The sequence below is a fragment of the Methanosarcina sp. KYL-1 genome, from assembly GCF_024372725.1.
GTDB lineage: Archaea > Halobacteriota > Methanosarcinia > Methanosarcinales > Methanosarcinaceae > Methanosarcina.
This window is the reverse complement of record NZ_VOUA01000003.1, coordinates 52,976-64,510: the sequence shown is the minus strand read 5'-3', so window position 1 is coordinate 64,510 and position 11,535 is coordinate 52,976. Positions and strand designations below refer to the sequence as shown.

The window sequence follows — 11,535 nt, the reverse complement described above, 5'->3', positions numbered from 1 at the left end:
CTAACTTTGGCAGCTAAATAAAAATAAGTGCTCTTTGTTTTGCATTATTCGGTCAAATGAACATCACAAAACAAAGAGCATTCCCTACAATTCCTAACAAGAATATATGTGTTCCTATCGGATCAATCCTTGCTGTCCAACTCTTTTATGAAAAGCTTAATTTCTGTGATATTTTTGGCAAACATAAAAGCAAAGGTCTTGAATTTTGGTTGCCTTATTTTCCGTTTTTCTAAGTTCGTAAGAAATTGGGATTGATGGAACAGTTCTAAAATATAAGTATGCCTTCCAGCCTAGCTGCATCCCATCCTAAAAACAGCCTTCAGATTTGCCCTACATTCGCTTTTTTTGAATAGGTGCGTGTGTTCGTTCCTGCTCCTTCGAATAAGCTCTCAGAGGCTTTCAGGAGGGAGGCAGCAGGTAGATCGGAGGGGCCGAGGATCTTTAGGGGGGCTGGAAGGTCTGGACTGGCTGGGCACTGCATAACTTTATTTAGTAGTAAAGCTCATTCATATATTGACCAGTTTCATAAATATTATTTAGAAAACTCTCTCCTATACTGAAACTGGTCACCATTACCCCTTCAAGAAAAAGCTTCAGAAAGGTTATGGGAAAAAAGTAGGATTGAGAGGATAAGGGTTTCCTCTCAATCGGGAGGGGTGGATCACACTTGTCTATTGTTTTCCTGCTTTTTCCAAGTTTTTCCAAACTTGCATTTCTTCATATGGTTACACAATATAAAAGTTTTTCCTGCATTCCTTGAAAATATTACAACGTTTTGAATTGGATGCCTTTTAAAATGTCGGCGTATGTTAACATAGACCAGTTTTAGAATATTATCACAGGCCCTCACAAGAAAAAGGTTATAGAAAAAGTAGGGATTGAAAGGTGTAAAGGGTTTCCTCTCAATCGCCGGGGTTTGATTGTTTAGGGGTTCCGTTTTTTAGTATTCCCATTTTTGTATGAGAGTTTTAGGTTGGGGTTTCCTCTCAATCGCAGGGGGTTGGATCATTTTGATTATTTGTTTTCCGTTTTTTCAAGTACGTAAGAGCTCCAAGCGTATCAAACAGTTCTGAAATATAAATACTTTGTGGAATTTTTAATAAGGGATTTATTTTTTTTAGAAAGACATATGAATTTTTAGATTGATTTCTGACTTTAGTCAGATATAACACTCAAAAAATGAAGCTGGTTCGCCTATCACCCTTAATTTTTATTACTTTCATATCGCTTCACTATTTTTTATATATGTCAGAATGTTTTATTTCCCGGTAAATAATGGGGATTTCAAAAATGTTCATAAAAGCACACTGTCCAGTATGCGGTACTGATCTGTATCAAAACATAAGGCTGCACGCCCTGGAGCATCTGCACTTTGAAGGAGATAAGCAGGCCTACAGGTATGCGATAGAAAGCATTGATGTAACTGATACCCTCACAGAAGAGGAGCTTATCAGAGATATTTTAAAGGGGCTGCACAGGATCATCCATGACGGAATAGAAGTTGAGGTCCTGGCAGGGATCCTGGAGGAGAACTATGGGGTTACGGGGGCTTGCTGTAGGGGGCTTATAGAGATGATCCAGGTTGAGCTTGACATGTATTGCCCGGATATGAAGAGGCTTTATTTTGTCGATCCTGAAGGACCTGGCGAGTTATGCGGAGAAAAGTAAAAGGATTACTGTGGCAGTTAGTGCTTGCCGGGAAGCTGGCTGGATCAGGGGGAGGGGGCTTACTCGGAGAAGACCGATAAGCATATAAAAAAAGGAGTGCTTTTTTAAGATAGGCTTTAAACTCAGGGTAATACTCTCCTCCTCAGCGTCCACTTCTTTTTTGTTTTCAGGCTTTTTACCACCAAATCGTAACCTTTTTACATGCTAACTGGTTCCGTTCTTGTTGCCGCACCATGAAGCAAAAACCCGGTGAAGGTTCAAAATGAGCTGTTCTTTGTTTCGGTTTAATCCAAACTGGTGTTCAGACCATCGATAAACTTGCTAATAAACTGTGTTAAAGGAGATTTTTAGGGGATACGTGGGCCTTTGGTTCAGGGTTTTAGAAAAAGTCCTCCCCTGGTCAACGGCGCGGTGTTCTTCCTGATTGCGGCCCTTTTCCCCTGTGTTATTCGGGGCTGCTTTCACAGATCATTTTGCAGAGTTCGGAGAGCATCCCGATGGTTGAGTGGTGCCTTTTGATCTCTTCGCTTACGCCGGCGAACTGCCGGACCAGCGGGTTTTTGCTGAGGTCTTCGAGGCTGGGGTTTTCAGGGACAGGTCCAGGATAGGGAAAGGAAAGTGCGGCAATTTCTGCGCTCATGCCCTCCCCCCCGGAATCGGCTCTTTGCTTGGCGGCTTGTGCTCGATTGGTTTGTTCCCTGCGGAAGGGAAGGGTGTTGATTCTGTCGCTTTTTCTCCGGTCATGCGGGGACCCCCTCTTTTTCTCCGAAGGTGGAGCGCACGGCACGGCGGACGGCGGCAGAATAGCTGTCGTATTGTTTTTCCTTATCAACTACCCGTGTTAAAATTTCAAAAACATCCGGGCCTAAATTGATAGTTTTCCTGCAATCCTGTTTGTTAATTTCTTGTGGTGAATTCATCATACATCAATTAACTAATTATGAAATTTTCATATAAATGGTTTTTTTTGGTTCTAACTTCATACAATTATTTATATTACAATCAGTTGTATGAACTAGCGATGAAAGAACGGTTTACTATCTCGATGGATGATGATCTTGCAGCATGGCTCGACAATTTAAGTGATGACAAAATATTCAGCAGTCGAAGTCATGGGATAGAGTTTTGCGTCAAGCAAATCAAAAAAATGGATATCGAGAAAGTTGTGCTCTTACACTGGGGTAAAGAAGAGGTAGAACCTGTTTTTTTGTCAAAGAAGAACGCTCAAATCCTTACCCGGATAGCTGAAAAATTAAATCTTAGTCCTGAAGATACGCTGGGAATTCTTTTGTATAAGGGATTAGAGGATGTAAGTAAAAACGCCCAGGGGTCGGAAAAGAAGAAGGGGGATGTAGAGGGGATGAGTCGGAAGGTAATTATTGATTAATTTTTTTCGATTATTCAACTGTTTATATAAATACTATGTGTGGAAAAGTGGATGAAATTTCAAGAGGGATATAATGAGTGATCAAAACAAAAACTCTGAAAATAAAGGGAATAAAGGGAACTCAGGAAATATGCCTGAACCCGTTGCTCTTGCAAGAGGTTTGTCAATAGAGAAATTTCAGAAGGAAACTTCAAGGGACATTTCAAAGAATAAACGTTAGGTCTGCTTGCGATAGAATTGTGGCGATCATTAGTAACACACTAAGCCCAAGGGCATAGATTGCCATCCCTATCTTAGCAGCTTTTTTTGTGGACCTCTCCCTCCAGAGGTCCTCTGCATTTCCCATGGTTGCTACAATCCTCATAATCTTTTCTTTTTCATCGTCATTGTTTAATTCTTTGAGCAGGTTGTTAGTAGAAACATCTCCGATTTCCATAGTTCTCAGAGCGAGGATTGCGAGAATTATGGTAACTATAAAGGAAATTCCAGTCACTAAAAACAGCACATTTGATATGAGATTTTCGCCGTTTCCTATACCTTCTAGGAGACTAAAAAATATACCTGAGATTGTGATTATTCCGGCACTTTTATTATCTAGAGAATAAAACCTTTTAATCACAGTATCAAGGTTATTCCAAGCAACTTCCAGCATTGCATCTTCAAAATCTTTCATAGTATTTACTCAACGTTTCAAATTATATAGATGTGATGTAAGCAAAAAACAGAGGTCGAAAAAGGAGACGTGGGATGAAGAAGGGATGATCCGGAAGGTCATTTTTGATTAAATAGTGAGGCAGCTTTTTGCCGCAGATTCTCAAAAAAAAGAAATGTTTGTTTTTTGTGATGAAAACTAATTTTTTCTAGAGTTGCCGCACTCTGAGTTGACAAAATTATTTAACAATTTGTGCACGCATCGAAATTCTTTCCGGAGATTCATCTAATCGCACGGTTACTGTATTTGTTTTTGATTCTCCGCCTTTAATGGTTCCAACAAAATAAGTTTTAGAACCTAAAATATAGAACCTAAAATATCACCAGTAGCAAATTTATTGTAATTTTTTCCCCATTCCCCGGTATCTTCAATTACTGATATTTTCACTTTCACATTCCGGGCTGAAAAAAAACCTTCGTTATATGTCTGGAATGTAATTTCAACCTCATTATAACGATATTGAGAGTCAATCAAGTCTACTTTTATTGAGTCTTTTTCTTCTTCTAAAACCATAGCACCGGCCCATAAAACCACACAAAGAAGAAATATGCCTACTAGTATATAGCCAGTGAATTTGGAAGTAAAGTCTTTATTCTGAGCTTGTGTTGGCTTTTTGGGTATTGGGATTTCTGTTTTTTTGAGAGGGGATTCAGGCTCTTGTTCTTTTCCTGGCTTAATAATGATTCCAAAGGCAAGTAAAGTAAACAGCATGAACATAACTATTAATAAAAGCAATGCAAAAAGCCCGTCAAAAAAATATATAAAATTTGGTGTTTTTTCAACGATTAGTAAGTACACATAGCCGCTTCTTGGTTCAGCCCAATTAACAAGGTCTATTAAACCTAATTTCAATAACTTCCAGCAAAGAAAGGAAATTGTGGACCATTTTATGAATTTATATAGTAAGATATAATCCCTGTTTTTGCATTTGCTGATTATCCTAGAATCTATCCGCTCTAACACTCCCATGAAAAAAAGTAGTAATGAAAACTATATAAAAGTTTTTTAATCCAGAACTGCCTTTCAGGTGAGAGCTTCAAAAGCTCATATTCTAGGGATAAAAGAGGGGGAATGGAGAAACGCTATGGATCGGAAAAGGAGAAGGGGGATGTAGAGGGGATGACCCGGAAGGTTGTTTTCGATTAATATATCCAGAGAAAAAACACTCTGTTTACAATTTCTCACATATATACAATGTTAAATCCTTCATACAAATTAGAATCATCTTCCAATGTGGGAACATTGATAAAAAGATAATTTTTTGCTCTACTCATAGCAACATAATATATTCTTGCTTCATCTTTTCTCACATTTTCAACTTGATTCACGCAATCAACAATCCATTTTTTGAATTCTTCTTCGTCCTCCAAAACTAGTAAGACTGAATCAAATTCTGCACCTTTTGCGCTATGAATTGTTCTTATCATTTCTTCTTGCTTTGTTTCTGTTTTTATATATGGCACTAAATCAGCTAAAGTATGTTTTTTGGCAAACTCTTTAGCATTCCCTCTTCCATACGCTCCTGCAATTTTAATATTGTAATCATCAAGTAGCCGGGTTATCGAAGCATATGCATCAAATATTGTTTTGTCCATGAAATCTTTGTCAGACATCTCATTTATTAGAGTAACTGAGAGTTTTCTGATGATTAATGAACTTACTTTTTGCCCATTTTTATCCAACTTTAGATATTTGGATATTTCTTTAATGGAATCTTTATTGTTACTTTTGATTGAGTAGTCTCTAGCAACCAACAAAGAGTTTATGAATGCGGGCCTCTTTTTGTCAGAATCAGAACCGTATAGCTCATTTATCAAGTTATAAGTTGATTCGATGCCATTTAAATTATTCTTTAACTCATTAGCTTTAGAATTATTACGAGTCAGAATTATTGGCTCAATATGGCAGTTTTCTTTTATCCATTCCCGTGCTAATTCTATATCACCTATTAGTAAAGTCACAGGATAAATGTCAATAGTAGTTTCTACTTTTCTCTGTTGGATATCAGTTCGAAGAGTGTTTAAATAAGTTATAATTTCTCGGCTACTCCGATGATTTTGTTCTATTTTGTAGTTTTGCATTCTATCAAGAGCAAAAGACTCAAAATCATGCCTTTGTGCACCAGTAAACATATAAATTGATTGTGCAAGGTCCCCAATTACACCAACTGTCGTTTCCTTTTCAGCTATAGTTTTTATAATATTTGTTTGCAATTGTGTTGTATCTTGAAATTCATCAATGAAAATATAAGGAAATCTTGCTCTGATAAAATCGAGAGTACTTGGATAATTAGTAATTATATAATGAGAAAAATACAAAACATCTTCATGATGTAAAATACCGTATTTCCAATATGCTTTTTTATACAGTAAGAGTTCTCCGTTTCTTATTGGTATGCCAGGATTTTGGTAAGGCTCTCTAAACTTTAATTCGCACTGTTCGCCTGAAAGAGACCAATACATTGTTGGAAAATATTCGTATATTCTTTGCTTATCTTCGTTATTTTTTAAGTAGTTATATAAGTAGCCATATTTTCTTGAATTTAATTTCACTAATTCTTCAATCCAGCTAGAAACTCTATCCAATCGGGGAATATGTTCCACATGTCCTGTTATTTCATTAACATTAACTAGGGGATTTCCACTTTGGTCGTTTTCAATTAAAAAAGAAAAAGGTTTTATTAAATTTCGGTATAAAAAACTGTGAATTGTAGAGACCTCAATTCTGTATAAGTCGCAATTTAACCGTTTCTTAATCTCATCTGCTGCTACATTAGTGTAAGTGATACAGGCTATTTTTCGTGTTTTTCCAAGACGAGTAGATTCTCTTGAAACACGTCCAATATGGTCAATGAGCCATTTAGTTTTACCAGCACCAGGTCCAGCAAATACTTTAAAGTGATGTTCAATATTTTCCATTGTATATACATCAGAACACGTATTCATATCCATAAAATCAGTCCTCTGATATATATTCAATGCAATTTTTCAGATAATTCGGGACTTTAAAATCTTCTTTGTCATTATTTTTAACAAGATTATATCTTAGCTGCTTTTCAAGGATGAAAGCATGTATCCCTTTAGTACTTTTAACGGATCGATAGTAAACAGAAGCTATCAAAGCTTTCTTCTTATTATCTTCATCCCAATTCGAATTGTTTATCATTCCTTTAATTTCAGCATTTTTACATGACGATAAAAGATCATCAATCGAACTCCCAGTATCATATTTTTCAAACATAGCTTTAAGGCTTTGGCGGCCATTCTTACCAGTATCCGTCATTTCATCTGTTAGTAAAAGTTTAGAACATGGATTGAATAGAGCCAAGTCATACTCTAAAGTCTTACCTTTGCCTTCTTCAGGATGATAAACTTTGATGTTATTGTAATCTTTTGTTTGATCTATTAATTGTTTGACATGATCTGATAAACTCTTATATTCAAAAAGATCCTCGTTACTTCCCAGTTCAATAGGTAAGCAAGCCTTCCATTTACTTTCTCCTTTCTCTTTCTCTTTCTCTTTCTCTTTCTTAACCGGATCTGCATCAGTGATACATGCCACTTTTTTGTAAATAGCATTCTTATTTTCTTCGGAATGCAGAAATAGTTTCGCAAAATGAGTGAAAGTACGACTATCCACACTGACTATGGCTACATGCTTAGAAATAAGGTCTTCTTCTTTGTTAAGGTAGGCTGATAAGCAAGGAACTAAAAGCTGCTCTGCTAAACCTTCAACGAAGAGTATACGGTCAGCAAAAAGCATGTTTGATTTTGTAGCATCAAGGAATCTTTGTACGTACATTTTAGATTCAGTATCTTCTCCAAATGCTTTCCCAGGATATCCTATGTTTATTTTACCTTTGATGTCTTCATAGAGACAAATTAAATTATCCAAATCAATAGCTGAAGTAATATGAGTTGAATGAGTTGTAATGAAAATTTGTCGAACATGTTGTTTTTTATTAATATTATCTTGCAAAAATTTCAAAAAACTGAATTGCATTGATGGATGAAGATGTGCTTCAGGTTCTTCTATTGCTAAAATTGGGAAAACTTTCGCATTTTCACCCATATAACTTGAACATTCCATCTGTATTTTGGATAAAATTAGCGCTATGAAAAGAAGATTATTATACCCTAATCCATTATTGCTAATTGGTATCTTATATCCATTTCTTTCTACAATTAGACGTAAAGCAAAAAGTAAATCTTCTTCAGATATATCTGAGTCAAAATCAGGTTCTCCACCTTTTCTAGCTCCCGTATCTTTTGAATACTCTATGATTTCACCTTTTTTTATTCGATCAATCAAAGAATTTAGTAAATTTGTTCCTGATGAATGAAAATTATTTTCCCTATCTTTCACTTTTCTTAAGGTCTCTTCGGACAAATTTGCTCTTTTCTTTCCGTTTGTTAAATCATAATCTAAAAAATAACTCAGTATATTTTTCAAAATTGTGTTATTACCATAAAACATTTGTTTTTCAGCATCCCTAATTGCATCTAGAAACTGAAAATCAAATTTATCAAGCCATTCTGAGTCAACCCTTTCTTTTTTTTCTGGATTCCCTCCATAAATCCGAGATACATATTTTGGAAGATAATATTTTGAGATTAATTTCCAGCATTTATCACGATCATAGGTGCCATCATCATTTTTATATTCTTCAATATCTTTTTGGTAAGAACAGTAATCGTCGCCTTCAGGTAAAAAATAGTTAAAAGTAAGCTTTGCTTCATAAGGTGAATCATGTTTTACAAGCCAGTCGTAAACAACATTTTTTTCATCTTCTGAATCATTATGTTCAGTGAGTGTGACAGAAATAATAATCTCCGGTGGGGTAGAAAAATCAGCATACTCTTTGTTAAAATCATCAATAGGTAATCTTGCTCGATTATTTTTATGGTCAAAAATTAACTGTAAAGCATTTATAAGATTAGTCTTACCTGCGTTATTATGCCCAATTATGACATTTATTTTGGGCGTAAATTCAATTACACCAGTTTGAAAATTCCGGAAGTTACTAATTTCCAACTTTGATACATACATGCTACTTTCCCCAAAGTGAGATTATTCTCGGATTAAGTGGATATATTCTCCAGCCTTTTCTCTGTTGATTAACTGTCTATACTTTGTACTACATATTCAATATATATTTTTTGATTTCACTTATTTTTACCATATGTGTCCAACATTATGTGAGAAATTTAAGCTAAAATATCCCTTCTATTTTTCTTTTCATAAAATTGTCTTTACCATGGTAAAGTATACTTATTTTTATTTAGACTCCATTCCAAATAGTACCATTTATCCTGATATCTATATGCTTAACAGTAAATCAGAACACTTTCTTCTATAAATACAATTCAAACTTACCCACGTTATGGTGAGGAGCTACAAAGGCCTAGTCGTGTCCAGAGCTTCGGGCAAGTTAGGTCGAAGGGTTCAGGGGGTTAGAGGGCGGGTTCGGGAAAAGAAAAGGTAGAGAGGGAGAGGAGCAAGGGGGATTTTCAAAAAAAGGCAGATTTGTTATTGAAAACAGCAGGAGAAAGAATAGGTATCTACTTTTAACTGCCTGTACTGCTATTACAGAAGCGCAAGCGAAATTATAAGGCCAATTATTGAAGCAATCCCTGAGGACCCTTGTAGGAACTTATTTAAGTCTGATTGTTTCAATTCGCTCACTAAATTAGTAATTTCAGTGTCTATCTCATTAGGAAGTTTAGTTACTATAACTTTGATTTCCTCCAGGCGTTCTATCAGATCATTCTTTAACTCGTTTAATTTTTCAGCTTGGCTGGTGTTCAATTTATCTATAGAGAATGTGTTAAGATTCACTACTTCATTTAGTTTTTCCAATTCCTTTTTTATTTCAGGAAGGTTTGAGGTTACATTATACGAATTCAGTTTGAGTTTGGATACACCAAAACTTATATTGTCCAGTTTTTGACACATTATGTCTAACTCAACTTTAATGTTTGTGGTGTCTTCTTTGATATCTTTGATGCCCTTATTGAGATTTTCGAATCCTTCCTTAACATGGTCTGCTGGTACCACTTCGACGTTACGGATCAGAGGAATTATTTGAGCTAGAATTTCGTACTGGTTTACAAGGTTTCTTTCGCTTTTCATTTGCTCTATTTTACTAAGAATAAATTGGTTTTTAGGTTGAACGGATATTTTTTCTTCAAGGACATATGCAAGGTTCTCAATCATTTGTGTCATTTCTTCCTGGCTGCCGATTTCCCATTTTTGAACTTCTCTACTGACAGCGCATGCAATTTTTTCTGTAGCAGTTCCTTCAGCTTCCTTGCATACGATCTTTGCTTTATTTTGAATCTCTTCGAGAAGCTCTTTTAATTTTCTGTCAAAAATAGGCAACCCTTTTCTTAGAACTTCTGTAGCATGAGGCGCCGCCTTCTCAGAATCTATCATTAGCTCAGCTGCACGATCACAGTATTGCCTAAAATAATTAAGCTCGCCTTTTTTTGCCTCTAAGTCCAGATTTTCCAGATTCTGGACTTCTTTTAATGCATTTGCAAGGTTTTCAACAGCTTTTAAAAGTGTTCCTTTACTCTTTGAGCCTTTCACTACTCTTTTTGCTTCTGCTAGATATTTATCTACTTCTTCCTTCGTTTCCTGTTTCTTGAAAACTATTGTATAATAAGAACGGTAAAAAGGAAGGCAAAATTGGGATGGGTTACTCAATACATAAAGAGACTCATGTGACGCTTTTTCAAAAAACTCAATTGCTGTTTCCAATTCCTTTTTATAATCATCGTCTTTTTTTGCTTGGGATGCCTTGAGTATGGAAACTTTTCCAAGGGAGTGATTTGCATTTACTCTCACAATCCTGTCTTTATCACTGGTCAGCTTATGTAAGTCATTCCATGCCTGTTCTTTATCAGGCACATGAGCAAATGCAGAGCCAAGGGCAGAGGCGGCCCCAGACCTCACAGAACTGTATTCATCACTGGTCAGCTTATGTAAGTCATTCCATGCCTGTTCTTTATCAGGGACATGAGGAAACGCAGAGCCAAGGGCAGAAGCGGCCCCATACCTCACAAAACTGTATTCATCACTGGTCAGCTGAATTAAATCCTTCCATGCCTGTTCTTTATCAGGGACATGAGGAAACGCAGAGCCAAGGGCAGAGGCGGTCCCAGACCTCACAGAACTGTATTCATCACTGGTCAGCTGAATTAAATCCTTCCATGCCTGTTCTTTATCAGGCACGTGAGAAAAGGCAGAGCCAAGGGCAGAGGTGGCCCCATACCTAACTTGTGGGTCATCGCTAAGACATTGTTGGTGAATCTTCTCCTGGTCTATCAACTGCCCAACACCAGAAATTTATATAAAGACTAATGCTTAAAACAGTTTCGTATTTAGCTTTCTGGATTCTTTGAGGGGGTCAGCCCGGAGACCTTGAGCTTCTTCAGTACCTTCCCTGCCTGGCCTTTCAGCACCCATCTTAAAAAACAGCCTTCAGATTTGCCCTACATTCGCTTTTTTTGAATAGGTGCGTGTGTTTCTTCCTGCTCCCTTGACTAAGCTCTCAGGGGCTTTCGAGAGGAGGACAGCAGCCAGATCGGAGGGGCTGAGCTTCTCCGGTAGCTACAAAGGCCTGGTCCCGGAACTTCGAGCGATCCTTGCAGCTGCGGATCGGTTTACAAAGCGGCTTGTGAAGTCGAAAGGTTCAGGGGCTTAGAGGACTTCGGGAAAGGGAAAGAGGGAGGAGGAGAAGAGCAAGGGGGACAAAAAGAAGAAG

The 11,535-nt window shown here is 36.8% G+C and carries 11 protein-coding genes and 1 pseudogene; 4 read left to right on the top strand and 8 right to left on the bottom strand.

The window, feature by feature from the left end; all coding sequences use genetic code 11:
• Positions 1 to 56 precede the first annotated feature (56 nt).
• Positions 57 to 203 (top strand): annotated as a pseudogene (locus FTO70_RS03830) (IS1634 family transposase); the annotation flags it as partial.
• 286 nt (positions 204 to 489) lie between these two features.
• Here the strand turns inward: FTO70_RS03830 and FTO70_RS03825 are convergent.
• Positions 490 to 705 (bottom strand): hypothetical protein, encoded by a 216-nt coding sequence (locus FTO70_RS03825; protein WP_255334382.1) that lies wholly within the window; start codon positions 703 to 705, stop codon positions 490 to 492.
• Positions 706 to 1,290: 585 nt separating this feature from the next.
• On the opposite strand from FTO70_RS03825, the gene FTO70_RS03820 reads away from it, so the two are divergent.
• On the top strand, positions 1,291 to 1,668 hold the full coding sequence (locus tag FTO70_RS03820) for a hypothetical protein (RefSeq protein WP_255334381.1): 378 nt from the start codon (positions 1,291 to 1,293) through the stop codon (positions 1,666 to 1,668).
• Between the two features lie 445 nt (positions 1,669 to 2,113).
• Here FTO70_RS03820 and FTO70_RS03815 read toward each other — a convergent pair whose 3' ends face one another.
• Together FTO70_RS03815 and FTO70_RS03810 are read right to left on the bottom strand one after the other, a co-directional pair.
• Entirely contained in the window at positions 2,114 to 2,308 is a 195-nt protein-coding gene (locus tag FTO70_RS03815) for a hypothetical protein (protein WP_255334380.1), read from the bottom strand.
• 100 nt (positions 2,309 to 2,408) lie between these two features.
• Positions 2,409 to 2,588: a hypothetical protein gene (locus tag FTO70_RS03810; protein ID WP_255334379.1), complete on the bottom strand. Its 180-nt coding sequence runs from the start codon at positions 2,586 to 2,588 to the stop codon at positions 2,409 to 2,411.
• A 101-nt stretch (positions 2,589 to 2,689) separates the two neighbouring features.
• Between FTO70_RS03810 and FTO70_RS03805 the strand changes: the two genes are divergently transcribed.
• Positions 2,690 to 3,055 carry a ribbon-helix-helix domain-containing protein gene (locus tag FTO70_RS03805; protein WP_255334378.1) on the top strand — a complete coding sequence of 122 codons (366 nt, stop codon included), beginning with the start codon at positions 2,690 to 2,692 and terminating at the stop codon, positions 3,053 to 3,055.
• A 202-nt stretch (positions 3,056 to 3,257) separates the two neighbouring features.
• On the opposite strand, the gene FTO70_RS03800 is transcribed toward FTO70_RS03805, so the two are convergent.
• The 5 genes from FTO70_RS03800 to FTO70_RS03780 form a co-directional block, all read right to left on the bottom strand.
• Positions 3,258 to 3,728, bottom strand: a complete 471-nt coding sequence (locus tag FTO70_RS03800; RefSeq protein WP_255334377.1) for a hypothetical protein — start codon at positions 3,726 to 3,728, stop codon at positions 3,258 to 3,260.
• Between the two features lie 336 nt (positions 3,729 to 4,064).
• On the bottom strand, positions 4,065 to 4,736 hold the full coding sequence (locus FTO70_RS03795) for a hypothetical protein (RefSeq protein ID WP_255334376.1): 672 nt from the start codon (positions 4,734 to 4,736) through the stop codon (positions 4,065 to 4,067).
• A 212-nt stretch (positions 4,737 to 4,948) separates the two neighbouring features.
• Positions 4,949 to 6,718, bottom strand: coding sequence for a UvrD-helicase domain-containing protein (locus FTO70_RS03790; protein WP_255334375.1), 1,770 nt, complete (start codon positions 6,716 to 6,718; stop codon positions 4,949 to 4,951).
• A 4-nt stretch (positions 6,719 to 6,722) separates the two neighbouring features.
• The gene (locus tag FTO70_RS03785) at positions 6,723 to 8,816 is read right to left on the bottom strand and encodes an ATP-dependent endonuclease (protein ID WP_255334374.1); all 2,094 of its coding nucleotides are present in this window, start codon (positions 8,814 to 8,816) and stop codon (positions 6,723 to 6,725) included.
• A gap of 537 nt (positions 8,817 to 9,353) precedes the next feature.
• Positions 9,354 to 11,099: a HEAT repeat domain-containing protein gene (locus tag FTO70_RS03780; protein WP_255334373.1), complete on the bottom strand. Its 1,746-nt coding sequence runs from the start codon at positions 11,097 to 11,099 to the stop codon at positions 9,354 to 9,356.
• Positions 11,100 to 11,310: 211 nt separating this feature from the next.
• Here FTO70_RS03780 and FTO70_RS03775 point away from each other — a divergent pair, with 211 nt between their 5' ends.
• The gene (locus FTO70_RS03775; RefSeq protein WP_255334372.1) at positions 11,311 to 11,475 is read left to right on the top strand and encodes a hypothetical protein; all 165 of its coding nucleotides are present in this window, start codon (positions 11,311 to 11,313) and stop codon (positions 11,473 to 11,475) included.
• Positions 11,476 to 11,535 lie beyond the last annotated feature (60 nt).